The organism is Micrococcus sp. CS26 (assembly GCF_055522295.1).
In genome coordinates this window covers 89,766-115,217 of record NZ_JBVFVY010000005.1, presented here as the reverse complement: position 1 = coordinate 115,217, position 25,452 = coordinate 89,766, and the positions used below count along the sequence as shown (strand labels likewise).

21 protein-coding genes and 3 tRNA genes are annotated in these 25,452 nt (G+C 74.0%); 21 read left to right on the top strand and 3 right to left on the bottom strand.

The genetic code is table 11. The features are described from left to right. The first annotated feature begins 20 nt into the window (after nt 1-20). The 15 genes from ACZ1IK_RS04105 to ACZ1IK_RS04035 all read left to right on the top strand — a co-directional run bounded on the left by ACZ1IK_RS04105 (nt 21) and on the right by ACZ1IK_RS04035 (nt 15,786). Nucleotides 21-500: a hypothetical protein gene (locus ACZ1IK_RS04105; protein ID WP_223247528.1), complete on the top strand. Its 480-nt coding sequence runs from the start codon at nt 21-23 to the stop codon at nt 498-500. Then, a complete protein-coding gene (gene metG, locus ACZ1IK_RS04100) occupies nt 493-2,118 on the top strand; it encodes a methionine--tRNA ligase (RefSeq protein ID WP_465098349.1) in 1,626 nt (541 codons plus the stop codon). Before ACZ1IK_RS04105 ends, metG begins: the two co-directional genes overlap by 8 nt. A gap of 71 nt (nt 2,119-2,189) precedes the next feature. Further along, complete coding sequence (locus ACZ1IK_RS04095) at nt 2,190-3,266, top strand: 3-isopropylmalate dehydrogenase (RefSeq protein ID WP_122054194.1); 1,077 nt, start codon at nt 2,190-2,192, stop codon at nt 3,264-3,266. Between the two features lie 145 nt (nt 3,267-3,411). After that, nucleotides 3,412-4,503 (top strand): branched-chain amino acid aminotransferase, encoded by a 1,092-nt coding sequence (locus ACZ1IK_RS04090; protein WP_465098348.1) that lies wholly within the window; start codon nt 3,412-3,414, stop codon nt 4,501-4,503. Between the two features lie 25 nt (nt 4,504-4,528). Next, a complete protein-coding gene (locus ACZ1IK_RS04085) occupies nt 4,529-6,790 on the top strand; it encodes a carbon starvation CstA family protein (RefSeq protein WP_465098347.1) in 2,262 nt (753 codons plus the stop codon). 1 nt (nt 6,791) lies between these two features. After that, nucleotides 6,792-7,037 carry a YbdD/YjiX family protein gene (locus ACZ1IK_RS04080; protein WP_080772545.1) on the top strand — a complete coding sequence of 82 codons (246 nt, stop codon included), beginning with the start codon at nt 6,792-6,794 and terminating at the stop codon, nt 7,035-7,037. Nucleotides 7,038-7,231: 194 nt separating this feature from the next. After that, nucleotides 7,232-8,026 (top strand): fumarylacetoacetate hydrolase family protein, encoded by a 795-nt coding sequence (locus tag ACZ1IK_RS04075; protein ID WP_041103184.1) that lies wholly within the window; start codon nt 7,232-7,234, stop codon nt 8,024-8,026. A 50-nt stretch (nt 8,027-8,076) separates the two neighbouring features. Further along, complete coding sequence (gene gltX / locus ACZ1IK_RS04070) at nt 8,077-9,654, top strand: glutamate--tRNA ligase (RefSeq protein ID WP_049145177.1); 1,578 nt, start codon at nt 8,077-8,079, stop codon at nt 9,652-9,654. Then, entirely contained in the window at nt 9,651-10,448 is a 798-nt protein-coding gene (locus ACZ1IK_RS04065; RefSeq protein WP_135019811.1) for an HAD family hydrolase, read from the top strand. The genes gltX and ACZ1IK_RS04065 overlap by 4 nt, the downstream gene beginning before the upstream one ends. 119 nt (nt 10,449-10,567) lie before the next feature. Beyond that, nucleotides 10,568-10,639, top strand: a tRNA-Gln gene (locus ACZ1IK_RS04060). Between the two features lie 55 nt (nt 10,640-10,694). Next, a tRNA-Glu gene (locus tag ACZ1IK_RS04055) sits at nt 10,695-10,767 on the top strand. Nucleotides 10,768-10,896: 129 nt separating this feature from the next. Continuing rightward, nucleotides 10,897-10,969: transfer RNA gene (locus tag ACZ1IK_RS04050), tRNA-Glu, on the top strand. Between the two features lie 106 nt (nt 10,970-11,075). Then, nucleotides 11,076-12,884 (top strand): dynamin family protein, encoded by a 1,809-nt coding sequence (locus ACZ1IK_RS04045; RefSeq protein WP_465098346.1) that lies wholly within the window; start codon nt 11,076-11,078, stop codon nt 12,882-12,884. After that, nucleotides 12,881-14,641 carry a GTPase gene (locus ACZ1IK_RS04040; RefSeq protein WP_041103178.1) on the top strand — a complete coding sequence of 587 codons (1,761 nt, stop codon included), beginning with the start codon at nt 12,881-12,883 and terminating at the stop codon, nt 14,639-14,641. The genes ACZ1IK_RS04045 and ACZ1IK_RS04040 overlap by 4 nt, the downstream gene beginning before the upstream one ends. Continuing rightward, a complete protein-coding gene (locus tag ACZ1IK_RS04035; RefSeq protein ID WP_052520027.1) occupies nt 14,638-15,786 on the top strand; it encodes a thiamine-phosphate kinase in 1,149 nt (382 codons plus the stop codon). Before ACZ1IK_RS04040 ends, ACZ1IK_RS04035 begins: the two co-directional genes overlap by 4 nt. Nucleotides 15,787-15,813: 27 nt before the next feature. Here the strand turns inward: ACZ1IK_RS04035 and ACZ1IK_RS04030 are convergent, their stop codons facing one another. Both ACZ1IK_RS04030 and ACZ1IK_RS04025 read right to left on the bottom strand, forming a co-directional pair. Then, nucleotides 15,814-17,280, bottom strand: coding sequence for a UDP-glucose dehydrogenase family protein (locus tag ACZ1IK_RS04030; protein ID WP_041103176.1), 1,467 nt, complete (start codon nt 17,278-17,280; stop codon nt 15,814-15,816). A gap of 123 nt (nt 17,281-17,403) precedes the next feature. Continuing rightward, nucleotides 17,404-18,180, bottom strand: a complete 777-nt coding sequence (locus ACZ1IK_RS04025) for an IclR family transcriptional regulator (protein ID WP_465098345.1) — start codon at nt 18,178-18,180, stop codon at nt 17,404-17,406. Nucleotides 18,181-18,408: 228 nt separating this feature from the next. Between ACZ1IK_RS04025 and leuC the strand changes: the two genes are divergently transcribed. The 6 genes from leuC to ACZ1IK_RS03995 all read left to right on the top strand — a co-directional run bounded on the left by leuC (nt 18,409) and on the right by ACZ1IK_RS03995 (nt 24,898). Beyond that, nucleotides 18,409-19,863, top strand: coding sequence for a 3-isopropylmalate dehydratase large subunit (gene leuC / locus ACZ1IK_RS04020; RefSeq protein WP_036312922.1), 1,455 nt, complete (start codon nt 18,409-18,411; stop codon nt 19,861-19,863). Nucleotides 19,864-19,866: 3 nt separating this feature from the next. Then, nucleotides 19,867-20,472 carry a 3-isopropylmalate dehydratase small subunit gene (gene leuD / locus ACZ1IK_RS04015; protein ID WP_010078962.1) on the top strand — a complete coding sequence of 202 codons (606 nt, stop codon included), beginning with the start codon at nt 19,867-19,869 and terminating at the stop codon, nt 20,470-20,472. 172 nt (nt 20,473-20,644) lie between these two features. Continuing rightward, complete coding sequence (gene murA, locus ACZ1IK_RS04010; RefSeq protein WP_113913886.1) at nt 20,645-21,973, top strand: UDP-N-acetylglucosamine 1-carboxyvinyltransferase; 1,329 nt, start codon at nt 20,645-20,647, stop codon at nt 21,971-21,973. Between the two features lie 80 nt (nt 21,974-22,053). Next, the gene (locus ACZ1IK_RS04005; RefSeq protein ID WP_465098344.1) at nt 22,054-22,728 is read left to right on the top strand and encodes a lysophospholipid acyltransferase family protein; all 675 of its coding nucleotides are present in this window, start codon (nt 22,054-22,056) and stop codon (nt 22,726-22,728) included. Then, nucleotides 22,725-23,762 carry an NAD(P)H-dependent glycerol-3-phosphate dehydrogenase gene (locus ACZ1IK_RS04000; RefSeq protein WP_036312916.1) on the top strand — a complete coding sequence of 346 codons (1,038 nt, stop codon included), beginning with the start codon at nt 22,725-22,727 and terminating at the stop codon, nt 23,760-23,762. Before ACZ1IK_RS04005 ends, ACZ1IK_RS04000 begins: the two co-directional genes overlap by 4 nt. Beyond that, on the top strand, nt 23,759-24,898 hold the full coding sequence (locus ACZ1IK_RS03995) for a D-alanine--D-alanine ligase family protein (RefSeq protein WP_036312913.1): 1,140 nt from the start codon (nt 23,759-23,761) through the stop codon (nt 24,896-24,898). Before ACZ1IK_RS04000 ends, ACZ1IK_RS03995 begins: the two co-directional genes overlap by 4 nt. 17 nt (nt 24,899-24,915) lie before the next feature. On the opposite strand, the gene ACZ1IK_RS03990 is transcribed toward ACZ1IK_RS03995, so the two are convergent. Then, nucleotides 24,916-25,395, bottom strand: a complete 480-nt coding sequence (locus tag ACZ1IK_RS03990) for a DUF3515 family protein (RefSeq protein WP_036312910.1) — start codon at nt 25,393-25,395, stop codon at nt 24,916-24,918. Between the last annotated feature and the right edge of the window lie 57 nt (nt 25,396-25,452).

Here is a 25,452-nt window from a genome sequence, read left to right as displayed (position 1 = left end):
CCGCGGCCCTGCTGGCGGCCATGAGCCTGGACGAATCGACGCAGCTCCACGAGCAGGCCGGCCGGCTGTGGGAGGCCCTGCCGTTCGCGGGGGAGAACCCGCTGCCCGCGTTCCAGTGGCTGATCCTCGGCGCGCCGGCCGCGATCGTCGTCCTCGGGCTGCTCGCGCTGTGCACCGTCGCCCTGCCCCGCCGGACCCGAGCGCTGACGGTGGCGGGCGGCGCGGTGTTCTTCGTCGGCGCGATCGTCCTCGAGGCGGTGCCGCTCGTCTTCGGGATCGGGCGCAGCACCCTGGCCTACCACGTGGCGACGCACGCGGAGGAGCTGACCGAGATGATCGGGGCGTCCGTGCTCGTGGTGGCCCCGTGGGCCCACCTCCACCTGCGGCCTGCGCCGGGCCATCTGCAGGTGACCGCCGACGGCGTCCCGGACGCCGACGCGGACGACGTCGTCCTCGGCGCGGGCCCCAGGCCCGCCGCTAGACTCGACGACTGTGACTGACGCCCGCGCCCCGTACTACCTGACCACGGCCATCTCCTACCCGAACGGCGAGCCGCACATCGGCCACGCCTACGAGTACATCGCCTCGGACGCGATGGCCCGCTTCCAGCGGCTCGACGGGCGGGACGTGCGCTTCCTGACCGGCACGGACGAGCACGGCCAGAAGATGGAGCAGACGGCGCAGCAGCAGGGCGTGAGCGCCCTCGAGCTGGCCACGCGCAACGCCGCCGTCTTCAAGGAGATGGACGACGACGTCCTGGACATCTCCTACGACCGCTTCATCCGCACCACGGACACGGACCACGCCGAGGCCGTCCGCGAGATCTGGCGGCAGATGGAGGCCAACGGGGACATCTACCTCGGCTCCTACGCCGGCTGGTACTCCGTGCGGGACGAACGCTACTTCGGCGAGGACGAGACCGAGGTGGGTCAGGACGGGGTGCGCCGCGCCGTCGAGACCGGCACCGAGGTGACGTGGACGGAGGAGGAGTCCTATTTCTTCCGCCTGTCCAAGTACCAGCAGCCGCTGCTGGACCACTACCGCGAGCACCCGGACTTCGCCGCCCCCCGGTACCGCTTCAACGAGGTCATCCGCTTCGTGGAGGCCGGGCTCGAGGACCTGTCCATCTCCCGGACCTCCTTCCAGTGGGGCATCGACCTGCCGGCGCCCGCGGACCCCGACGCCGCCGACGCCGACCGGCGCGCCGACCACGTCACCTACGTCTGGGTCGACGCGTTGACGAACTACCTCACCGGCGCGGGCTGGCCGGCGGAGGACCCGGAGGCGTTCGCGCGCTACTGGCCGGCGGACCTGCACGTGATCGGCAAGGACATCTCCCGGTTCCACTGCATCTTCTGGCCCGCGTTCCTCATGTCGGCCGGCCTCGAGCTGCCGCGCCGCGTCATGATCCATGGCTTCCTGAACAACAACGGGGCCAAGATGTCCAAGTCCCTGGGCAACGTGGTGCACCCGCGGGAATGGGTGGCCCGGTACGGCCTGGACGCCATTCGCTTCTTCCTGCTGCGCGAGTTCCCGTTCGGCGCGGACGGCTCCTACAGCCACGAGGCCGTGGTGAGCCGCAAGAACGCGGACCTGGCCAACAACCTCGGCAACCTCGCCCAGCGCTCGCTGTCCATGGTGGCCAAGAACTGCGGCGCCGCCGTGCCCGAGCCGGGCGAGTTCACCGAGGCGGACCGCGCCGTCCTGGCCCAGGTCGACGCCCTGCTGGAGCGCTCCCGGTCCGCGTACGCGGTGCAGGACTTCCACGACGCGCTCGAGGAGACCTGGCGCGTGCTCGGTGAGATCAACGCCTACTTCGCGGACCAGGCCCCGTGGGTGCTGCGCAAGACGGACGAGCCGCGCATGCGCACGGTGCTGTACGTGACGTTGCAGGCCGTGCGCCGGGTGGCCCTGCTCGCGCAGCCGGTGATGCCCGGCTCGGCCTCGCGGCTGCTGGACCTGCTCGGCGTCCCCGCCGAGGGCGACGCCGGCCGCACCGGCGCGTCCGGCACCGGCCCGCGGTCCTTCGCCGCGTTCCACGAGGACCTGGTCCCCGGCACGCCGCTGCCCGCCCCGCAGCCGGTCTTCCCGCGGCACGAGGAGCCCGCCGAGGACTGAGCCCGTCCGGAGGGTGAGACCGGGTGTCACACGATGTGGTCCTCACGCGTGCCCCGCGTAGCCTGAGGGCCATGACCGAGACCACACGCAGCTCCGCAGACCCCTTGGACATCGCCGTCATCGGCGGCGACGGCATCGGCCCCGAGGTCACCGACCAGGCCGCCGCCGTCCTGCAGGCGGCGTTGCGTGCCGAGGGGCGTCCGGAGGCCCGGCTCACCCCGTATCCGCTGGGTGCGGAGCACTGGCTCGAGACCGGCGAGGCGCTCACGGACGAGGTCCTCGAGTCCCTGCGCCGCCACGACGCGATCCTGTTCGGGGCCGTCGGCGCCGCGCCCGGGGACGAGCGCATCCCGTCCGGGCTGATCGAGCGCGGCATGCTGCTCAAGCTGCGCTTCGCGCTGGACCACGGCGTGAACCTGCGCCCGGCCACCCTGCTGCCCGGCGCCGTCAGCCCCCTGGCCGCGCCCGGCGAGATCGACTTCACCGTGGTGCGCGAGGGCACGGAGGGGCCGTACGTGGGCAACGGCGGTGCGATCCGCGTGGACACCCCGCACGAGATCGCCACGGAGGTCTCCGTGAACACGGCGTTCGGCGTGCGCCGCGTCGTCGAGGACGCCTTCCGTCGCGCCGACGCGGGCGAGCGCAAGCGCCTCACGCTCGTGCACAAGCACAACGTCCTGGTCCACGCCGGCCACCTGTGGCGCCGCACCGTGGAGTCCGTGGCGGCCGACTTCCCCGCGGTCACCTGGGACTACATGCACGTCGACGCCGCCATGATCTTCCTGGCGACGGACCCGGCCCGCTTCGACGTGATCGTGACGGACAACCTGTTCGGGGACATCATCACGGACCTCGCCGCGGCCGTGACCGGCGGCATCGGGCTCGCCGCCTCCGGCAACATCAACGTCGAGGGCACGGCGCCGTCGATGTTCGAGCCGGTCCACGGCTCCGCTCCGGACATCGCGGGCCAGGGGATCGCCGACCCCGTGGCCGCCATCCTCTCCGCCGCCCTGCTGCTCGAGCACGTGGGCGAGACCGGCGCCGCGGCGCGCGTGCGCACCGCGGTGTGGGCGCACCTGAAGGACCGGGTGGACGGCGCGCGGGGCACCACCGCCGAGGTGGGCGCCGACGTCGTCGCGCGGGTCTGACGCGCGGGCCCGGCGCGTCGACGCCGGGTCTAGGATGGGGCGACGGCCTGTGGCGTGTGCCACGCCCGGCGCCGTGGCCCCTGCGCGTCGTGCCCGGCACCGGAGCCGTCCCCATCCGTCACCCGTCACGAGGAGTGATCCCACCGTGTCCGAGACCGTGTTCACGCGGCAACCGCATCTGTCCCCGATGTCCGATCAGCAGCGCGTCGAGATCCTCCAGGACCCCGGTTTCGGCAACGTCTTCACGGACCACATGGTCTCGATCGACTGGACCTGGGACGAGGACGGCGGCGCGTGGCATGACGCCCGCGTGGAGCCCTACGGCCCGCTGTCCCTGGACCCCGCGGCCGCGGTGCTGCACTACGGCCAGGAGATCTTCGAGGGGCTGAAGGCCTACCGGCACGAGGACGGCTCGGTGTGGACGTTCCGCCCCGAGGCCAACGCCGCACGCCTGAACCGCTCCGCCCGCCGCCTGGCCCTGCCGGAGCTGCCCGAGGAGCTGTTCCTCGGCTCGCTGCGGGCCCAGCTCGAGGCGGACCGGGCCTGGGTGCCCACCGGCCCGGGCCAGTCCCTCTACCTGCGCCCCTTCATGTTCGCCTCCGAGGCGTTCCTCGGCGTCCGCCCGGCCCGGCAGGTGCGGTACATGGTGATCGCCTCGCCGGCCGGCAACTACTTCGGCGGCGAGCTCAAGCCGGTGACCATCTGGGTCTCGCGTGACTACGCCCGCGCCGGCAAGGGCGGCACGGGCGCGGCCAAGACCGGCGGCAACTACGCCGCCTCGCTGCTGCCCCAGCTGCAGGCCGCGGCGAAGGGCGCCGACCAGGTCGTGTTCCTCGACCAGTACCACGACGACGCGATCGAGGAGCTCGGCGGCATGAACGTCTTCTTCGTGCACGCCGACGGCCGCCTCGTCACCCCGGCACTCACCGGCACGATCCTCGAGGGCGTCACCCGCTCCTCGATCCTCCAGCTCGGCCGGGACATGGGCCTGACCGTCGAGGAGCGTCGCGTCACCCTCGCCGAGTGGGCCGAGGGCGTCCGCTCGGGCGAGATCACCGAGGTCTTCGCGTGCGGCACCGCCGCCGTCGTGACCCCGATCGGCCGTCTGCTCGACGGTGACGACGTGATCGAGGCCGCCGGCGGGACCGACGTGACCCTCAGGATCCGCGCCGAGCTCGAGGGCATCCAGACCGGGCGCGTCGAGGACCGCCACGGCTGGCTGCACCGCCTCGTCTGACCCCACCCCACGAACGGAGACCCCCGTGAGCTCGCACCGCTCCTCCGCGCCCGCCGAGGGCGCCCCACGCCCGGCCACGACGCCGGAAGACCTCCCGCCGACCGAGGCCGCCGACCGGCCCCGCTGGACACCCGTGAAGATCGCCGTCTGGGTGGCCGTGGCACTGCTCGGCGGCGTCGCCTGGACCATGCTCGCCCTGCACCGCGGCGAGACGATCAACGCGATCTGGTTCGTGTTCGCCGCCGTGGCGACGTTCGCGATCGGCTACCGCTTCTACTCGAAGTACGTCGAGCGCATGATCGTCCACCCGGACGACACCCGCGCCACCCCGGCCGAGTACCGGGCCGACGGCCGGGACTACGTGGCCACCGACCGCCGCGTGCTCTACGGCCACCACTTCGCGGCCATCGCCGGCGCCGGTCCGCTCGTGGGCCCCGTGCTCGCCGCGCAGATGGGCTACCTGCCCGGCACAATCTGGATCATCGTCGGCGTGATCCTGGCCGGCGCGGTCCAGGACTACCTCGTCCTGTTCTTCTCGATGCGCCGCGGCGGCCGCTCGCTCGGCCAGATGGCCCGGGACGAGCTGGGCCGCGTCGGGGGCACCGCCGCGATCGTCGCGACCCTGCTGATCATGGTGATCATCACGGCCATCCTGGCCCTCGTGGTGGTCAACGCCCTGGGCGAGTCCCCGTGGGGCGTGTTCTCCGTGGCCATGACCATCCCGATCGCGCTCTTCATGGGCGTGTACCTGCGCTGGATCCGCCCGGGCCGCATCACCGAGATCTCCGTGATCGGGTTCGTCCTGCTCCTGGCGGCCATCATCGGCGGCGGCTGGGTGGCCGGGACCGAGTGGGGCGCGGCCCTGTTCACCCTGGACCGCACCACCATCGCCTGGGCCGTGATCATCTACGGGTTCGTCGCGGCCGTGCTCCCCGTGTGGCTGCTGCTCGCTCCGCGCGACTACCTGTCCACCTTCATGAAGATCGGCGTGATCGCCGGTCTCGCGCTGGCCATCGTCGTCGTGCAGCCGCGCATCGGCACCCCCGCGTTCTCCGAGTTCGCCTCGGGCCAGACCGGCCCGGTGTGGCCCGGTTCGCTGTTCCCGTTCCTGTTCGTCACCATCGCGTGCGGTGCGCTCTCCGGCTTCCACGCGCTGATCGCCTCGGGCACGACGCCCAAGATGGTGGAGAAGGAGCGCCAGACCCGCTTCATCGGCTACGGCGGCATGCTCATGGAGGCCTTCGTGGCGGTCATGGCGCTCGTGGCGGCCGTGTCCATCGACCGCGGCATCTACTTCGCCATGAACGCCCCCGCCGCGCTCACCGGCGGCACCCCGGAGACCGCCGCCGACTTCGTCATGGGTCTCGGCCTGGCCGGGGTGAACCTCGCCCCCGGGGACCTGACCCACCTGGCCGACCTCGTGGGCGAGGAGACCGTGGTCTCCCGCACCGGCGGCGCCCCCACCCTCGCGGTCGGCCTGGCGCACATCATGGGCCAGCTGATCGGCGGCGAGGCCCTCATGGGCTTCTGGTACCACTTCGCCATCATGTTCGAGGCGCTGTTCATCCTCACCGCCGTGGACGCCGGCACCCGCGTGGCCCGCTTCATGCTCCAGGATTCCCTGGGCAACGTGGTCCCGCGCTTCAAGGACACCGGCTGGCGCGTGGGCGCCTGGGTGTGCACCGGCATCATGGTGGCCGCGTGGGGCGCCGTGCTGATCATGGGCGTGACCGACCCGCTGGGCGGCATCAACACGCTGTTCCCGCTGTTCGGCATCGCCAACCAGCTGCTGGCGGCCATCGCGCTCGCGGTGGTCCTGGCGATCGTGGCCGGCCGCCGGCACTTCCGGGGCCTGTGGATCGTGGCGCTGCCGCTGGCGTTCATCACCGTGGTCACCACCGTGGCGTCGTTCCAGAAGATCTTCTCCTCCATCCCGGCGGTGGGCTACTGGGCGCAGCATCGCGCGTTCCAGGACGCGCTGGCGGCGGGGAAGACGAGCTTCGGCGCCGCGAAGTCCGTGCCGGCCATGGAGGCCGTGGTCCGCAACACCTTCATCCAGGGCACGCTCTCCGTCGTCTTCCTGGTGTTGGCGCTGATCGTCATCACGACGTCGGTGCTCGCCACGGTGCGCGCCTTCCGCGGCACCGAGGTCATCGACCACCAGGACCCGTACGTGCCCTCGCAGCGCTTCGCCCCGGCCGGGCTGTTCGCCACGGCCGAGGAGAAGGAGCTGCAGCGGCAGTGGGACGCCCTGCCGGCGGACCGGCAGCCGGTGCGGGGTCACTGACGTGGCCGATCCGCGCGCGACGCCGGCCGGGCCCTCCACCGCGGAGGGCTCGGCCGGCCCGTCACGGCCCGGGGTGTGGGCCCGGGCGCGCTGGTGGGTCCGCCAGCTCTCCGGTGAGGGGAAGTACGACGCCTACGTGGCCCATCACCGGGCCCACCACCCGGGGCGGGCACCGATGACCGAGCGGGAATTCTGGCGGGCCGAATACGCCCGCCAGCAGGCGAATCCGGGCAGCCGCTGCTGCTGAGCGGTCTCGACCCGCCCTGCACCGCGCCGCACCGCACCCCGCTGAGCCAGACGAATCCGCCCGCGAGCCAGACGAATCGGTCGCCCCGGGCCGTCGGGCGCGGCCGAATCGTCTGGCTCGCGGCGTCAGCGGGGTCGGCATCGGGTGGGGTGTCCGGCGACGGCGCCCGCTGCTCACCCACTAGGCTGGCAGGCATGCGCATCGCCCGTTTCGTGGACCAGGCCGAACCGACCTACGGCATCGTGGAGGGCCCGGCCGACGCCGACCCCGCCGAGCTGAGCATCACCGCCCTGCAGGGCGACCCGTTCTTCCACGGGATCCAGCCCACCGGCACCACGCACCGCCTCGAGGACGTGCGCCTCGTGGCGCCGATCATCCCGCGCTCCAAGATCGTCGGCGTCGGCCGCAACTGGGCTGACCACGCCAAGGAGCTCGGCAACGAGGTGCCCACCTCGCCCCAGTTCTTCCTCAAGCCGAACACCTCCGTGGTGGGTCCGAACGAGCCCGTGACCCTGCCGAGCTGGTCGGACGAGGTCTCCTACGAGGCCGAGCTTGCCGTCGTCATCGGCACCATCTGCAAGGACGTGCCGGTGAGCCGCGTGGACGACGTCGTGTTCGGCTACACCGTGGGCAACGACCTCACCGCCCGCGACGCCCAGCGCACCGACCTGCAGTGGGCCCGCGCCAAGGGCTTCGACGGCGCCTGCCCGCTGGGCCCGTGGATCGAGACCGAGCTGGACGTGGAGCCGGCCGGCGGCCTGCGCATCACGTCCCGGCTCGACGGCGAGACCCGCCAGGACGGCACGACGGCGGACATGGTCTTCGGCGTCCGCGAGCTCGTGGCCGCGGCCTCGGAGATGTTCACCCTCCTGCCCGGCGACGTGATCCTGACCGGCACCCCGGGCGGGGTCGGGACGGTCCAGGAGGGCCAGCGCGTCGAGGCCGAGGTCGAGGGGATCGGCGTCCTGGCCACCGTCTTCCGCCGCTGACGCGGGCGCCCGACGACGCCGTCCGGGCCCCCGCGTAGACTCGGGGCATCATGACTGACGCCACCGCTCCCGTGTCCGAGAACGCCCCCGCCCCCTTCGCCGACGTCCCCCAGGTGGACGCCGAGACCCCCGTGCGCGTGCGCTTCGCCCCCTCGCCCACCGGCACCCCCCACGTGGGGCTGATCCGCACCGTCCTGTTCAACTGGGGCTGGGCGCGGCACACCGGCGGCACCCTCGTGTTCCGCATCGAGGACACGGATGCCAAGCGCGATTCGGAGGAGTCCTACCAGCAGCTGCTCGAGGCGATGCGCTGGCTCGGGATCGACTGGGACGAGGGCGTCGAGGTCGGCGGCCCGCACGAGCCGTACCGTCAGTCCCAGCGCGGGCAGATCTACGCGGACGTGATCGAGAAGCTCAAGGCCGGCGGATACATCTACCCGTCCTACTCGAGCCCCGAGGAGACCGAGGCCCGTCACCGGGCCGCCGGCCGCGACCCCAAGCTCGGCTACGACGGCCACGACCGCGACCTCACGGACGAGCAGATCGCCGCCTTCGAGGCCGAGGGCCGCGCGCCGGTCTGGCGGCTGCGCATGCCGGACGAGGACATCACCTTCACCGACCTGGTGCGCGGGGAGATCACCTTCAAGGCCGGCTCCGTGCCGGACTTCGTGGTGGTGCGCGCGGACGGCTCGCCGCTGTACACCCTCGTGAACCCGGTGGACGACGCGCTCATGGGCATCACCCACGTGTTGCGCGGCGAGGACCTGCTCTCCTCCACTCCGCGCCAGATCGCGCTCTACCGCGCCCTGTACGCGATCGGCGTCGCCCGGTACATGCCGGTGTTCGGCCACCTGCCCTACGTGATGGGCGAGGGCAACAAGAAGCTCTCCAAGCGCGACCCGCAGGCCAACCTGTTCCTGCACCGGGACAACGGCTTCATCCCGGAGGGCCTGCTGAACTACCTCGGCCTGCTGGGCTGGTCCCTCTCCGCGGACGAGGACATCTTCACCCCGCAGCAGTTCGTGGAGCACTTCGACGTGCACAAGGTGCTGGCCAACCCCGCCCGCTTCGACGAGAAGAAGGCGATCGCGATCAACGGCACGCACGTGCGCATGCTCGACGTGGCCGACTTCCGTGACCGTCTCGTGCCCTACCTGCACGCGGCCGGCCTCGTGGGCGAGCACCTCACGGATCGGGAGATGCAGATCCTCACCGCCGCGGCCCCGCTCGTGCAGGAGCGCGTGCAGCTGCTCGGCGAGGCCGTCGAGATGCTCGCCTTCCTCTTCACGGCGGACCGGGACGTCCGGACGGCCGAGGGCGCCCTCAAGGGCATGCCGGCGGACCTGGGGGCCGCCGTCGCCGCGGCCCGGGAGGCGCTGGCCGCCCTGCCCGAGGACGAGTTCACCACCGAGCGGATCGAGGCGGCGCTGCGGGCCGCCCTCATCGACGGCCTGGGCCTCAAGCCGCGCCAGGCGTTCGGCCCGGTGCGCGTCGCGGTGACCGGCCGCAAGGTGTCCCCGCCGCTCTTCGAGTCGCTCGAGATCCTGGGCCGCGACTCCGCGCTCGCCCGCCTGGACCGCTTCGCCGCGGAGCAGGGCCTGGACCAGGGCCGGCCCGCCGACGCATGAGCCGGGGCGCCAGCACGACGCCGGCCGGCGGGTCCGCGGGCGCGCCCGCGCCGCCGGCCTGGGACGCCGTCCTCTTCGACCTGGACGACACGCTGCTGGATCTGCGCTCCGCCCAGCACGCCGCGTTCGACGCGACGGTGCGCCGGCAGTGGGCCGGGGCCGCCGACGTCGACCCGGCGGTGCTGGCCGAGGCCACCGACGCCTTCGCGTCCGACGTCGGCGGCCACTACGGGCGCTACGTGGCCGGGGAGCTGACGTTCGAGGAGCAGCGGCTGGCCCGCGTGGCCGACGCCCTGCGCGCGCTCGGCGTGCCCGAGGACGCGGCGACCCCGCTCGACGGCCTGTGGACCACCGACTACGAGGAGGTCGTGCGCGGGCACTGGGCGCTGTTCCCCGCGACCGCCGACGTGCTCGCCGAGGTGCGGGGAACAGGCCGTGGCGTGGGGATCGTCACGAACAACGTGGAGACCTACCAGCGCGGCAAGGCCGACGCCCTCGGTCTGGAGTGGGTCGAGGTGCTGATCGGCTCGGACACGGCCGGGGCCCCGAAGCCGGACCCGGCCCCCTTCCTGGCCGGCTGCTCCCGCCTGGGCACGGACCCGGGACGTACCCTCATGGTGGGGGACAGCCTGCGTCACGACGTCGAGGGGGCCCGGTCGGCGGGGCTCGTCCCGGTGTGGATGAGCCCCGACGCCCCCGCCCACGGCGGGGCGGAGGAGCCGCTCTGGGACGAGGAGCACGCGTGCTGGCGGATGCGGGCGATCGGCGGGCTGCGGACCTGGCTGGCGGCCTGACCCGCCGATTTTGCACGCGCCGCCCGGAGGGTGTAGAGTTCTTACTCGTTGCCGGAGAGATCCGGGAACACGGAGCTCATGAATATGATGCACATCGGTCAGGCATGCTTGACCGACAGTGGGGTATGGTGTAATTGGCAACACAACGGTTTCTGGTACCGTCATTCTAGGTTCGAGTCCTGGTACCCCAGCGAGTCTTCGGACTCAGTGAACGCGCACGGGCGGAGACGCTCGGACGTGGCGCACGGCCCCATCGTATAGCGGCCTAGTACGCCGCCCTCTCACGGCGGTAACGCGGGTTCAAATCCCGCTGGGGTCACGCAGTCGCCGCCCGGTCCTCAGACCGGAACGGCACGGGCGGATGAACGCATCCGCCGCCTGAACAGGAGACGCAGGCGCAGCAGAAGGTCTCCACGGCATCGCTTCCGCACACGCGGACAGCGCGCTCGGCCCCATCGTATAGCGGCCTAGTACGCCGCCCTCTCACGGCGGTAACGCGGGTTCAAATCCCGCTGGGGTCACCCGAGTGACAGGAAGCCCGGTCCCTGCGGACCGGGCTTCCGTCGTCTCCGTCCGCCGGGCCGGCGGGATGGGCGGCCGGCGCGCGCCCGTGAGACGATGGCCCACGTGCCACACACGGATCAGAACGTCCCAGACCTCGGTGTCGACACGGCCGTCCGCCGCGTGCGCGAGCACCTCGCCGCGCTCGAGTTGCCCTTCGAGACCGTCACCGCAGGGCAGGACCGCGCCGAGCGAGAGCGCACCCTGCACCAGATCGACGACTACGTGCTGCCCCGCCTCGACTCGCTCGACGCGCCGCTGCTGGCCGTCGTCGGCGGCTCCACCGGTGCGGGCAAGTCCACGCTGGTGAACGCGCTCGTCGGCCACGAGGTCTCCCGCTCCTCCGCCCTGCGGCCCACCACGCGGCAGCCGCTGCTGCTGCACAACCCCGCCGACGCCCACTGGTTCACGGGCCCGCGGGTGCTGCCCGACCTCGCCCGCGTCAGCGTGCACCGCGACGCGGCCGCCGGCCCCGTCGAACCCGACCAGTCCGCGATGGACACGGTCGCGCTCGTGGCCGAGCCCGCACTGCCGTCAGGCATCGCCCTCGTGGACGCCCCGGACATCGACTCCGTGGCGGACCAGAACCGCGCGCTGGCCCGGCAGCTCCTCGAGGCCGCCGACCTGTGGATCTTCACGACGACGGCGCACCGCTACGCCGACGCCGTGCCCTGGCAGCTGCTGGACGAGGCCGCCGACCGCGACATCACCGTGGCCGTCGTGCTCGGCCGCGTGCCCGAGGGCGCGGCGGAGGACATCACCCCGGACCTGCGGCGCATGCTCACCGAGCGCGGCCTCGCCGACGCCCGGATCCACGTGATCCCCGAGACCCGCTTCGACGAGCGCGGCCTGCTCCCGCAGGAGCACGTCGCGGGCCTGCGCGCCTGGCTCGAGACCCTCGCCGCCGACGCCCAGGCGCGCGGCGCCGTCGCCCGCCGGACCGTGGACGGCGTGCTGGGCCAGCTGGCCGCCCGCGTCGCCGACCTGGCCCGCGCCGAGGAGGAGCAGCGGCATGCCGCGGACCTGCTCGCCCGGATCGTGGGGGACTCCACCGACCAGGCCGTCGGCCGGGTCCGCGAGGCCACCTCGGACGGCACGCTGCTGCGCGGCGAGGTGCTCTCCCGCTGGCAGGACTTCGTCGGCACGGGGGAGTTCTTCCGCGGCGTCGAGACCACGATCGGCCGGCTGCGGGACCGCCTCGGCGCCCTCGTGCGCGGGCGCCCGGCACCGCCCGAGGAGGTCGAGACCGCCCTGGAGACCGGCCTGCACGCCGTGATGGTCGAGGCGGCCGCCGCAGCCGCCGAGCAGATCGAGCGGCGCTGGGCGTCCGAGCCGGCGGGCCGGGCCCTCGTGGCCGGGCGCGACCTGGGTGCCCTGACGCCGGACGCGTCGGCGCGGGCGGCCGACGTCGTGCGGGACTGGCAGTCGGACGTGCTGGCGCTGATCCAGGAGGAGGGCGCGGGCAAGCGCACGCGCGCCCGCCTGGCGGCCACCGGCGTGAACGGCGCGGCCGTGGCCCTCATGATCATCTCGTTCGCCTCCACCGGCGGACTCGCGGGCATCGAGGTCGGCATCGCCGGCGGCGCCGCCGTCGTCGGGCAGAAGCTGCTCGAGTCGATCTTCGGCGAGGACGCCGTGCGCCGCATGGCCCGGCGGGCCGATGAGCTGCTCGAGCTCCGCGTGCGGGCCTTCCTCGAGACCGTGCTCGCGGACCGCTTCCTGCCGCTGCTCCACCTCGAGCGCGAGCCGCAGGCCACCGAGGAGCTGCGCGCCCTCGTGCCGGTGCTGCGCCGCGGGGTGGCCGCCGGCGTCGACGGCCCGACCGAACCCGAGCACGCCCCGTCCGCCGCCGAGGCGGGGGAGGAGTCCCGATGAGCCGCCGCGACACCCCCGCCCTGGCCCCCCGCCTGGACGCCCTCGGCGAGGCCGCCGAGCTGGCCGCGGGCCGCCTGCCCGAGGACGTCGTGGCCGGGGCCGACGCCGTCGTGCGCGCGGCCGGGGAGCGCCAGGCACTCTCCGCGGAGCACACCGTGGTCGGATTCTTCGGGGCGACGGGCTCCGGCAAGTCCTCCCTGTTCAACGCGCTCACCGGCCGCGACCTGGCCCGCGTGGCCGCCACCCGGCCCACCACGTCCGAGCCGCTCGCCGCGGTCTGGGGCGTGGGCCGGGGGCAGGGGCTGGACCCGGACGCGGAGCACGGCGACGGCACCGGCGAGGGCGGCGGCGCGGCCGCCCTGCTCGACTGGCTCGGCGTTCGCCGCCGCCACCTGCTGGACGAGGCGCCCGTGCTCGACGACGGCCGCCCCGGCTTCCTCGGCCTCGGCCGCCGTGACGGCGCCGACGCCACCGGCCTGATCCTGCTGGACCTGCCGGACATCGACTCGGTCGAGCGGGGCAACCGCGAGATCACCTCCCGGCTGGCCGGCCACGTGGACGTGCTGGTGTGGGTCGTGGACCCGGAGAAGTACGCGGACGCCGTGCTGCACCGCGAGTTCCTGGCGACCATGGGCTCGCACGCGGCCGTGACCCTCGTGCTGCTCAACCAGGTGGACCGGCTCTCGGTGCGGGACCGGGACGTCGTGCTGGCCTCGCTGCGCCGGATGCTCTCGGGCCACGGCCTCGGTGACGTCCGCGTGCTGCCCGTGTCCGCGCGCACGGGGGAGGGCCTCGAGGAGGTCGGCCGGCAGGTCGCGGCGATCGTCGCCCAGCGCGGCGCGGCCGCCGAGCGCCTGGGCGCGGACGTCGCGGCCCGCGCCGCGGACCTCGCCGCCGCCTCGGGCGAGGGCGAGCCGGCCGGCGTCGGGCCCGGGGACGAGCAGCGGCTCGGGCGCGAGCTGGCCGTGGCCGGCGGCGTGCCGGCCGTCGTCCGGGCGGTCGAGGGCTCGTACCGGCTGCGCTCGGCCAAGCGCACCAGCTGGCCCGTGCTGCGCTGGATGCACTCCTTCCGCGCGGACCCCCTGCGGCGCCTGCACCTGATGCCCGCGAGCACCGCCCCCCGCCGCGACCGGGATGAGGTCGCCCGCGACCCCGCGCTGCACCGCACCTCCCTGCCCGAGCGCTCGGGCACCCAGCGGGCCGTCGTCGACGGCGCGGTCCGCACGCTGGCCGCCGCGGCCGGCACGGGAGCCTCCGAGCCGTGGGCCGCCGCCATCCGCCGCGCGGGCCGGGAGCACGCCGAGGACCTCCCCGGCGCCGTGGACCAGGCGATCGCCGCCACCGACCTCGGGGCCGGCCGGGGCAGCTGGTGGCACCCCGTGCTCGACGTGCTGCAGTGGCTCGCCCTCCTCACCGCCGTCGTCGGCGCCGGCTGGCTGGGCGTCCTCGCCCTGGCCGGGTACCTGCAGTTCCCCCTGCCGCCCGCCCCCACGGTCGAGGGCTTCCCCCTCCCGACGCTGCTGCTCGTCGGCGGCCTCGCGCTCGGTGTGCTGCTGGCCCTGCTGGCGATCCCCCTGACCCGGTGGACCGCCGCGGCGCGGGGACGTCGCGCACGCCGCCGCCTCGAGGAGGCGACCACCGACGTCGGCCGGCGGCTCGTCGTCGACCCGGTGCGCGCCGAGGTGGAGCGCTTCCACGCCTTCCGCGACGCCCTCGCCCGGGCCTCCGGCGTCCCGGTCCGGCGGGGCCGCCGGTGACGGTGCGCGACCCCGCGGCTGCGGCGGGGGCGACCGTCGGCGACCTCACGGAGTCCGAGCTGCTGGAGGTCGTCCTGACCGGGCTCGCCCCCGCCGTCCGGGACGGCCACTGGCCCGCCGGCACCGTCGCCCCGGGCGACGACGCCGCCCTCGTGCCCGCGCCCCGCGGCGGGACGCTCATCTCCACGGACGCGATGGGGGAGGGCACGGACTTCCTGCCCCGCTGGCCCGCCGGCCCCCGCACCCGCGGCCACGACGCCGGCTGGAAGGCCGTCGCCCAGAACCTCTCGGACGTCAACGCGATGGGCGGGACCGCCTCCGCGCTCGTCACCGCCCTCACCCTGCCGCCGACGACGCCGGTCGCCTGGGTGCGGTCGTTCGCCGCGGGCATCGTGGGCGCGGTGCGTCACCTCGGCGCGCCGGACTGCCGGGTGGCCGGGGGCGACCTGGGCACCGGCGGACGGGTCCACGCCGCGGTGACGGTGCTCGGGGACCCGCACCCCGGCGGAGTGCTGTGCCGCACGCCGGCCGCGGCGGACCGGGACCGCGTGCTCGTCGAGGGCGCCGACCTCGTCCATGCCCAGGCGGTGCCGGACGGTCCCCGGGCCGCCGCGCCTCCGGGTCCGGGGTGGGCCGCCGCCGGGCTCACCCTGCTGCTCACCGATCGCGCGGAGCTGGAGCGACGGGCGGACGCCCTCCCCGCCGCCGACCGGCCGTCACCGCGGGAGCTCGCCCGCGCCGTCCGCGCCCAGCTGCGACCGCGCCCGCCGCTGGCCCTCGGGCCCGCCGCGGTGACGGCCGGCCTGCTCACCCTCATGGACGTCTCCGACGGCCTGGGCAAGGACGCGCACCGCATGGCGGCCGCCACCGGCGGGGCAGGCCCCGCGCCGGCACCGTGGCTGGACGAGGCCTGGCTGGCGGAGGCCGCCGCACCCCTGCGCCGCGTGGCCGCCCTGGCCGGGACCAGTCCGGAGGCGCTCGTGACCGGCGGGGGCGAGGACTACGGTCTCCTGGGGCTGGCGTGGCCCGAGACCGAGCTGCCGCGGGGGTTCACGCGGATCGGCCGGCTCGTGCCGGCCGGTGCCCGGCCGCCGGCCGGGCACCGGCCGCTGTCCGAGTCCGGCTGGGACCCGTTCGCCGGCTGAGCGCCCGGGCTGAGGTCCGCGGGCGGGTCAGGCCGCGCGGAGGAGTCGCTCCGGGTCGAAGCGGTGGCCGAGGCCGATGACGTCCCACCCGTGCTCGCGCCACGCGGCGACGTCCAGGACGTTGCGCCCGTCGATCAGCAGGCGGGAGGCCACGCGTGCGCCCACGGTGTCCGGATCCATCTCGCGGAACTGGCGCCACTCGGTCAGCAGCAGGGTCAGCTCGGCGCCGTCCACGGCCGCCTCGAGCGAGTCCACGTAGTCGAGCCGCGGGAAGCGGGCGGCCGCGTTGGCGTTGCCCTCCGGGTCGTACACCCGGACGTCGGCGCCGGCCGTGTAGAGACGGTTGGCGACGTCGAGGGCGGGGGAGTCCCGGACGTCGTCGGAGTCCGGCTTGAACGTGACGCCCAGCACGGCGATCCGCGTGCCGTTGAGCACCTGCACGCTCGCCGGGGTGGGGGCGGGCCCGGAGGCCTCGGCCCGGCGGATGCGGCCGTCGCGAGCCGCGGAGAGCACCTGCACCGCCAGGTCCACCACGCGGTCGCGGCGGCGCAGGTTGATGTCATCCACCTCCGCCAGGAACCGCATGGTCCGGTCCAGGCCCAGCTCGGAGACGCGGGCCTGGAGCGCGCGGATGTCCTTGGGCAGGCAGCCGCCCCCGAAGCCCACGCCCGCGTTGAGGAACCGGCGTCCGATCCGCGCGTCGTGGCCGATCGCGTCCGCGAGGGTGCCGATGTCCCCGCCCACGTTCTCGGTGATCTCCGAGAACGCGTTGATGAACGAGATCTTCGTGGCCAGGAAGGCGTTGGCGGCCACCTTCACCAGCTCGGCCGTCTCGAGGTCCGTGCTGATCCACGGGGTGTCGGCGGCGAGCTGCCGCGCGTAGACGCGGCGCAGGATGCCCTCGGCGCGGGGCCCGTGCGTGCCGATGACGAGGCGGTCCGGGGTGAGCGTGTCCCTCACGGCGAAGCCCTCCCGGAGGAACTCGGGGTTCCATGCGAGCTCGACCTCGCCCGGCAGTCCGGCCTCGGCGCGCACGGTGCGCACGAGCTCGGCCAGGCGGCGCGCGGTGCCCACGGGCACGGTCGACTTGCCGACGATCAGTGCGTCGCGGTCGATCGCCGCGGCGAGGGAGGCGACGGCGGCGTCCACATAGCTCAGGTCCGCCGCGGTCTCGCCCACCTTCTGCGGGGTGCCGACGCCGATGAAGTGGACGTCCGCCCAGCGGGCCGCCTCCGCGACGTCGGTGGTGAAGCGCAGCCGCCCGGAGGCGACGTGGGTGCGCAGCAGCTCGGGCAGGCCGGGTTCGTGGAAGGGCACCTCGCCGCGGGCCAGGCGCTCGATCTTGGCCGGGTCCACGTCCACGCCGAGGACCTCGAAGCCCAGCTCGGCCATGCAGGCGGCGTGTGTGGCGCCCAGATAGCCCGTGCCGATCACGGACAGCCGCGGCGCGGCCTCCTGCTCGGCGGGGGCGGCGGGCGCGGTCGTCTCGGTCACAGCGGACTCCTCGGTGGTGCGGGGGGCGGCGGTCGGGGACCTGGTTGACGCTAGGCCCCGCGGGTGAACGCGGGAAGAACGGGGTGTCTCCGCGGCGCGTCCCGTCGGTGGCGCGGGCGGGCCTCAGGCCTCGCCGGCGCGGATGAGCTCGGTGAGCCGCGTCGCGGCGGAGACGACGGCGTCCGCGTGCAGCCGGCCCGGCTGCCGGGAGAGCCGTTCGAGGGGGCCGGAGATCGAGACCGCCGCGATGACGCGTCCGCTGGGGCCGCGCACCGGTGCGGACACCGAGGCGACCCCGGGCTCGCGCTCGGCCAGGGACTGGGCCCAGCCGCGCCGCCGCACCGCCGCGAGGACGGTGGGTGTGAACACGGCGCCGGCCAGCCCCTCGACGAGCCGCTCGTGGTCCTCCCAGGCCAGGAGCACCTGCGCGGCGGAGCCGGCCTTCATGGACATGCGGGCGCCCACGGGGATGGTGTCGCGCAGGCCCCAGGGCCGCTCCGCGCTGGCCACGCACACGCGGGCGTCCGCCTGCCGACGGAACACCTGGGCACTCTCTCCCGTGGCGTCGCGCAGCCACAGCAGCACCGGACCGGAGGCCGTGGTGAGCCGGTCCTCGCCGGCGGCGGAGGCGAGCTCGGCCAGGCGGGTGCCCAGCACGTAGCGGCCCTGCAGGTCCTTGCCCACCATGCGGTGGTGCGTGAGGGCGGCCGCGAGCCGGTGCAGCGTGGGCCGCGCGATCCCGGTGGCGATGACGAGCTGGGCGAGCGTGGCCGGGCCGGACTCGAGCGCGTCAAGGATCGCCACCGACTTGTCCACCACGCCGACACCGCTGGGATGCCGGTGGAGCGAGGGGCCGATGAGGTCGTCCTCGGTGGGCGGGCGCACGGGCTCGGTGGTCATGGGGTGATCGTAGTCGTCTCACTGCGCGGACGGCCGGGGATGTCGGCGCGCGACGTGCGCGACCGGGCCGGCCTCCGCCGCGTCCGGCATGTGAGACGACATCTCACGATGTGGAATATCGCGCCGCGTGGTCGAGAACAGCCCCGCCGCGCCCCACAGTGGTCCGTGAGCACCGGCGCCCCGCGCCGGGCGACGACTGACAGGTGCGTGAGCAGGAAGGTGCGGCACATGACGACGGCGACGACGCGGCCCAGGACGCTGGCCGAGAAGGTCTGGGACGAGCACGTGGTGGTGCGCGGCGAGGGCGAGGGCGCCTCCCGCACCCCCGACCTGCTCTACATCGACCTGCACCTCGTGCACGAGGTGACGAGCCCGCAGGCCTTCGAGGGGCTGCGTCTGGCCGGGCGTCCGGTGCGTCGGCCCGACCTGACCATCGCCACGGAGGACCACAACACCCCGACGCTGGACATCGACCAGCCGATCGCGGATCCCACCTCGCGCACCCAGATCGAGACCCTGCGGGCCAACTGCGCCGAGTTCGGCGTCCGCCTGCACCCGTTGGGCGACGCCGAGCAGGGCATCGTTCACGTCGTCGGCCCCCAGCTGGGCCTGACCCAGCCCGGCCTCACCGTGGTCTGCGGCGACTCCCACACCTCCACCCACGGTGCGTTCGGCGCCCTGGCGTTCGGCATCGGCACCTCCGAGGTCGAGCACGTCCTGGCGACCCAGACCCTGCCGCTGAAGCCCTTCAAGACCATGGCGGTCACCGTGGACGGCACGCTGCGCCCGGGTGTGACGGCCAAGGACATCATCCTCGCGGTCATCGCGAAGATCGGCACGGGCGGGGGCCAGGGCTTCGTGCTCGAGTACCGCGGTGAGGCCATCCGGAACCTCTCCATGGAGGGCCGGATGACCATCTGCAACATGTCCATCGAGGCCGGCGCCCGCGCCGGCATGGTCGCCCCGGACGAGACCACCTTCGCCTACCTGAAGGGACGGCCCCATGCCCCCGAGGGCGCCGACTGGGACGCCGCCGTCGAGCACTGGCGCACCCTCGCCACGGATGAGGGCGCGGAGTTCGACGCCGAGGTGGTCATCGACGCGGACACGCTGGAGCCGTTCGTCACGTGGGGCACCAACCCGGGTCAGGGCGTGAGCCTGAACGACACCGTCCCCGCGCCCGAGGACTTCACCGACCCGGTGGCCCAGGAGGCGGCCCGCAAGGCGCTGTCCTACATGGACCTGGCCCCCGGCACGCCGATGAAGCAGGTCGAGGTCGACACCGTCTTCATGGGCTCGTGCACCAACTCCCGCATCGAGGACCTGCGGGCGTTCGCCGAGGTCGTCCGGGGCCGGCGCAAGGCCGAGGGGCTGCGCGTCATGGTCGTGCCGGGCTCGGCGCGCGTGCGTCTGCAGGCCATGGACGAGGGCCTGGACAGGGTGTTCGAGGACTTCGGGGCCGAGTGGCGGTTCGCCGGCTGCTCCATGTGCCTGGGCATGAACCCGGACCAGCTCGCCCCGGGGGAGCGCTGCGCGTCCACCTCCAACCGCAACTTCGAGGGCCGGCAGGGCAAGGGCGGGCGCACCCACCTGGTGTCCCCGGTGGTCGCCGCGGCCACCGCCGTGCTGGGCCGCCTCGCCAGCCCGTCCGACCTGCCCGCCCTCACCCTCCAGGAGGCCTGAGCCATGGAGAAGTTCACCACCCACACCGGCGTCGGCGTGCCGCTGCGCGCCTCGAACGTGGACACGGACCAGATCATCCCGGCCGTGTACCTCAAGCGGATCTCCCGCACGGGCTTCGAGGACGCCCTGTTCGCCGGCTGGCGCCAGGACCCCGACTTCATCCTGAACACCGAGCCGTTCAGCGGGGGCACCGTGCTCGTGGCGGGCTCCGACTTCGGCACCGGCTCCTCGCGCGAACATGCCGTGTGGGCGCTCAAGGACTACGGCTTCCGCGCCGTGATCTCCCCGCGCTTCGCGGACATCTTCCGCGGCAACTCCGCCAAGCAGGGGCTCGTCGCGGCTCAGGTGGAGCAGGAGGACGTCGAGCGCATCTGGAAGGAGCTGGAGAACCGTCCCGGGACCACGGTCACCGTGGACCTCGTCACACGCACCGTCGAGTGCGGGGATGTGACCGCCCCCTTCCAGATCGACGACGACACCCGTCGCCGGCTGCTCGAGGGCCTGGACGACATCGCCGTCACCCTGGGGCACCAGGCCGAGATCGATGCCTATGAGGCGGACCGCCCCGCGTACAAGCCCACCACCCTGCCGGCCCGCACGGCCGGCTGACCGGCCGGCGCCGGGAGCGCACCATTGCCGCGCGTGCCCGGCGACGCCCTATGCTGGGAGTCGATTCCGGGACCGCCCGCCGCACGCGGCGGGCGGTCCCGTTCAGAGACCTCCCCGCTCCGGCGGAGTGGCCGAGACCGTGGCCCTGCGGCCGCGCTGAGGAAGGACGCGCATGGCGAAGCTCTTGACCATCCATGGCGGCAAGCCGCTGACCGGTGAGGTGACCGTGCGCGGCGCCAAGAACCTGGTGCCCAAGGCCATGGTGGCCGCCCTGCTCGGCAACTCGCCGTCCGTGCTCCGGAACATCCCCGAGATCAAGGACGTGGACGTCGTCAGCTCCCTCCTCGAGATCCACGGCGTGTCCGTGGAGTGGGACAAGGAGACCGGGCGGATCACGATGGACCCGGCCGGGGTGAAGTCGGCCCTGACCGCCGAGATCGACGCCCACGCCGGCGACTCGCGCATCCCGATCCTCTTCTGCGGCCCGCTCATGCACGCGATCGGGGAGGCCTTCATCCCCGACCTCGGCGGCTGCAAGATCGGCGACCGCCCGATCGACTACCACCTGGCCGTGCTGCGCAACTTCGGCGCCGTCGTGGACAAGCGCCCGGGCGGCATCTCCATCTCCGCCCCCAAGGGTCTGCACGGCGCCAAGCTCGAGCTGCCGTACCCCTCCGTCGGAGCCACCGAGCAGGTGCTGCTGACCGCCGTGAAGGCCGAGGGCATCACCGAGCTCAAGGGCGCCGCCGTCGAGCCGGAGATCCACGACCTCATCGCCGTCCTGCAGAAGATGGGCGCGATCATCACCGTGCAGACGGACCGCACCATCCGCATCGAGGGCGTGAGCGAGATGCGCGGCTACAACCACATCGCGCTGCCCGACCGCAACGAGTCCGCCTCGTGGGCCTCCGCCGCCCTGGCCACCCGCGGGGACATCTACGTCCGCGGCGCCGAGCAGCGCGACCTGACGGCGTTCCTGAACACCTACCGCAAGATCGGCGGCGAGTTCGACGTCGTCGACGACGGCATCCGGTTCTGGCACGCCGGCGGCGATCTCAACCCGCTCGTGCTCGAGACGGACGTGCACCCCGGCTTCATGACCGACTGGCAGCAGCCCCTCGTGGTGGCGCTGACCCAGGCCAAGGGGGTCTCCATCGTGCACGAGACCGTGTACGAGAACCGCTTCGGCTTCACCGACGCCCTCGTGCGGATGGGCGCCTCCATCCAGCTGCACCGCGAGTGCCTCGGCTCCGTGCCGTGCCGCTTCGGTCAGCGCAACTTCCTGCACTCGGCCGTGATCTCCGGCCCGAAGCCGCTGCACGGCGTCGAGTTCGACATCCCGGACCTGCGCGGCGGCTTCTCCCACCTGATCGCCGCCCTCACCGCCGAGGGCACCTCCACGGCGACGGGCCTGGAGATCATCAACCGCGGCTACGAGCACTTCATGGCGAAGCTCGAGGGCCTCGGCGCCGACGTCGAGCTGACCGAACGCGACCGGTGAGCGGCGTGGACGCGCAGAGCCCTGCCGCCGCGGGGGGTCGTCCGACGCGTGCCGCGCGGGCCCCCTACGTGATCCCGGGGGTGATCGTGCGACCGGCGATGCGGGCCCTCGTCCGCCAGGTGTGGGAGGGGACCGAGCACCTGCCCGAGACCGGCGCGATCCTCGCCGTCAACCACATCTCGGAGGTGGACCCGCTCTCCGTGGCCCACATGGTGTACAACCAGGGCCTGCTGCCGACCTTCCTCGCCAAGGCCGAGCTCTGGAAGGTGCCCGTGCTCAAGCAGGTCCTCGAGGCCACCCGCATGATCCCGGTCGAGCGCACCCGCGACGGCGGCCGCTCGCTCGCCGCCGCCCGCGAGGCCGTCGCCACGGGCCGGGCGATCATCGTCTACCCGGAGGGCACCGTCACCCGCGATCCCGACGGCTGGCCCATGGCCGGGCGCAACGGGGCCGTGCGCCTCGCCCTGCAGACCGGCGCCCCGCTCATCCCCGTCGGTCAGTGGGGCATCCAGGAGCTGCTGCCGTACGGCGGCCGCTCCCTCCGCGTCCTCCCGCGCAAGACCGCCCGGATCCGGGTCGGCGCGCCCGTCGACCTCGCGGACCTGCGGGACCGCCCCGTGACGGCGGCGACCCTGCGCGAGGGCACCGGCCGCATGATGGGCGCGATCACCGACCTGGTCGCCGAGCTGCGCGGAGAACCGGCCCCGGAGGGCCGCTGGGATCCCACGGCCGGAGCGCGGGTGGCCGGGGCATGAGCGATCCGCGCACCGTCGCCGTCCTCGGGGCCGGCAGCTGGGGGTCGGCCTTCGCCCGCGTCCTGGGCCTGAGCACCAGCCCCGAGCCCGCCCGCGCGTCCGAGATCGTGATGTGGTCCCGGCGGGCCGAGGTCGCCGAGGCCATCACCGAGCGACACGAGAACCCCGAGTACCTGCCCGGCATCACGCTGCCCACCTGCGTGCGCGCCGTCACCGACGCCGCCGAGGCGGTCCGGGGCGCCGGCGTCGTGGTGGTGGCCGTGCCCGCGCAGCACGTGCGCGAGACCCTGCACGCCGTGCGCGCCGACCTGGCCCCGGACGCCGTCGTGGTCTCCCTCGTCAAGGGCCTCGAGCGCGGCACCGACGCGCGGATGTCGCAGGTCTGCGCGGAGGAGCTGGGCCTCAGCCCGGACCGGTTCGCGGTGGTCTCCGGACCCAACCTCGCCCTCGAGATCGCGCGCGGCGAGCCCACCGCCACGGTGGTCGCCTCGGCCTCGCGCGCGACGGCGGAGCGCATCGCCGCCCTCACGGCCGGCCGGACCTTCCGGCCCTACACGAACACGGACGTCGTGGGCGTGGAGATCGGCGGCGTGGTGAAGAACGTCATCGCGCTCGCCGTGGGCATCTGCGACGGGCAGGGACTGGGGGACAACTCCAAGGCCTCCGTCATCACCCGGGGCCTGGCCGAGACCACCCGGCTGGCCGTCGCGCTCGGCGGCGACCCGGCCACCATGGCCGGGCTCGCCGGCCTGGGCGACCTCGTGGCCACGTGCGCCTCGCCCCTCTCCCGCAACCGCACGGCCGGCCGCCACATCGGCACCGGCCTCAGCGCGGAGGAGGCGGTGGCCGCCATGAGCCAGACGGCCGAGGGCATCAAGTCCGTCTCCGCCATCGTGCACGCCGCCCGCGCCCACGGTGTGGAGATGCCCATCAGCGAGCTGATGGACCGGGTGGTCGCCGGGGACGTGGCCGTGGACCGCCTCGCCGAGCTGCTGCTCGCCCGTGACCTGAAGTCGGAAGGACGCACCGCATGACCGCCACCCCCGCCCCGGAGGCCGCCGCCGGCGCGCGTCCCCGCGTGCTCCTGCTCTTCGGCGGGCGCTCGAGCGAGCACCCCATCAGCTGCGTGACCGCGGCGGGCGTGCTGCACGCGGCCGACCGTCAGCGCTGGGACGTCGTGCCGGTGGGTGTGGCCCGCTCCGGCCTGTGGTCGCACGACGAGCTGGACGTGGCCTCGTTCCGCCTGGGCGGCGACGCCCTGCCGGAGGTGCCGGAGCCCGAGGCCCCGGTGAGCCTGCGCGCCCTGCCGGACGGCACCGTCGAGCTGACCGCGGCCGACGGCTCCTCGCTGGGCCCGGTGGACGTCGTGTTCCCGCTGCTGCACGGCCCCTGGGGCGAGGACGGCACTCTCCAGGGCATGTTCGAGTCGCTGGGTCTGCCCTACGTGGGCTGCGGCGTGCTCGCCTCCGCGGTCGGCATGGACAAGCACTTCATGAAGGTCGCCTTCCAGGCCGCCGGCCTCGAGGTCGGCCCGTGGGAGACCATCACCGCCCGCGACTGGGCGCGCGATCCGGAGGCGGCCCTCGCCCGCGCCGGGGCGCTCGCCTACCCGCTGTTCGTCAAGCCCGCCCGCGCCGGCTCGTCCTTCGGCATCACCCGCGTCACCGAGCCCGCGGGTCTGCGCGCCGCCGTCGAGGAGGCCCGTCGCTTCGACCCCAAGGTCGTGGTGGAGGCGGGCATCGTCGGCCGCGAGATCGAGTGCGCCGTCCTCGACGGGCACGGCGCCGCCGCCCCGCGCGCCTCGCTGCCGGGGGAGATCGTCGTGGCCCACGACGAGGGTGAGACGCAGTTCTACGACTTCGAGTCGAAGTACCAGGACACCGGCAGCACCCAGCTGTCCTGCCCGGCCGAGCTGCCGGAGGAGGAGATCGAGCGACTGCGCGCCCTGGCGATCCGCGCCTTCGAGGCCGTGGACGGGTCCGGCCTCGGCCGCTGCGACTTCTTCTTCACCCCGGACGGGCGCTGGGTGGTCAACGAGATCAACACCATGCCGGGCTTCACGCCCATCAGCATGTACCCGGCCATGTGGGAGCGGACGGGCCTGTCCTACGACGATCTGATCTCGGAGCTGCTGGACCTCGCCCTCGAGCGGGGCGTCGGCCTGCACTGACGCGGCCCGCGCCGGTCTCAGCCGACGGGTGTGGCGTCCTGCACGCTGACGCAGCCGCCGCTGGACTCGATCTGCGCGACCGCCGAGGACAGGCCCACCATCACGGTGTCCGAGCTGGCCTGGTCCTTGCCGAACAGCACCTCCACGGCCGGGTCGCGGCCGTAGGTGGTGATCCGCCAGTTCTCGTCCTCGTCCCGGATGACCCAGTCGATCCCGTCCACGGAGATGCAGCGGTCCGTGGTGGGGCCGGGGACCTCGGCGCCGCAGCGCAGGACGACGGCGGCCGGGTCACCCCACACGGCCGTCGCCTGGCTGTCGGTGGGGCGCAGGTCGAGGTCGCCCAGGGCGTCGGGCATGGCCACCATGGCCGGGGCACACGCCGGGTCAGCGGCGTGGGGCGCGGCCTCCACCGTGGCCACCCGTCCGGTGCAGGCCGTGGCGCCGAGGGCGATCGCGGTCAGGAGGGGCACGAGACGACGCAGACGGCGGGATTCCATCCGCCCAGGATACGTGCGGCGCCGGGACCCGCGGGGGCCCGTGCCCTAGCATGGGCG

Bases quoted from the DNA above. Each gene is read 5' to 3' on its own strand.
- ACZ1IK_RS04105 (WP_223247528.1), top strand. From the start codon at position 21: ATGAGCCTGGACGAATCGACGCAGCTCCACGAGCAGGCCGGCCGGCTG.
- ACZ1IK_RS04095 (WP_122054194.1), top strand. From the start codon at position 2,190: ATGACCGAGACCACACGCAGCTCCGCAGACCCCTTGGACATCGCCGTC.
- ACZ1IK_RS04075 (WP_041103184.1), top strand. From the start codon at position 7,232: ATGCGCATCGCCCGTTTCGTGGACCAGGCCGAACCGACCTACGGCATC.
- gltX (WP_049145177.1), top strand. From the start codon at position 8,077: ATGACTGACGCCACCGCTCCCGTGTCCGAGAACGCCCCCGCCCCCTTC.
- ACZ1IK_RS04065 (WP_135019811.1), top strand. From the start codon at position 9,651: ATGAGCCGGGGCGCCAGCACGACGCCGGCCGGCGGGTCCGCGGGCGCG.
- ACZ1IK_RS04040 (WP_041103178.1), top strand. From the start codon at position 12,881: ATGAGCCGCCGCGACACCCCCGCCCTGGCCCCCCGCCTGGACGCCCTC.
- ACZ1IK_RS04025 (WP_465098345.1), bottom strand. From the start codon at position 18,180: ATGACCACCGAGCCCGTGCGCCCGCCCACCGAGGACGACCTCATCGGC.
- leuC (WP_036312922.1), top strand. From the start codon at position 18,409: ATGACGACGGCGACGACGCGGCCCAGGACGCTGGCCGAGAAGGTCTGG.
- leuD (WP_010078962.1), top strand. From the start codon at position 19,867: ATGGAGAAGTTCACCACCCACACCGGCGTCGGCGTGCCGCTGCGCGCC.
- murA (WP_113913886.1), top strand. From the start codon at position 20,645: ATGGCGAAGCTCTTGACCATCCATGGCGGCAAGCCGCTGACCGGTGAG.
- ACZ1IK_RS04000 (WP_036312916.1), top strand. From the start codon at position 22,725: ATGAGCGATCCGCGCACCGTCGCCGTCCTCGGGGCCGGCAGCTGGGGG.
- ACZ1IK_RS03995 (WP_036312913.1), top strand. From the start codon at position 23,759: ATGACCGCCACCCCCGCCCCGGAGGCCGCCGCCGGCGCGCGTCCCCGC.
- ACZ1IK_RS03990 (WP_036312910.1), bottom strand. From the start codon at position 25,395: ATGGAATCCCGCCGTCTGCGTCGTCTCGTGCCCCTCCTGACCGCGATC.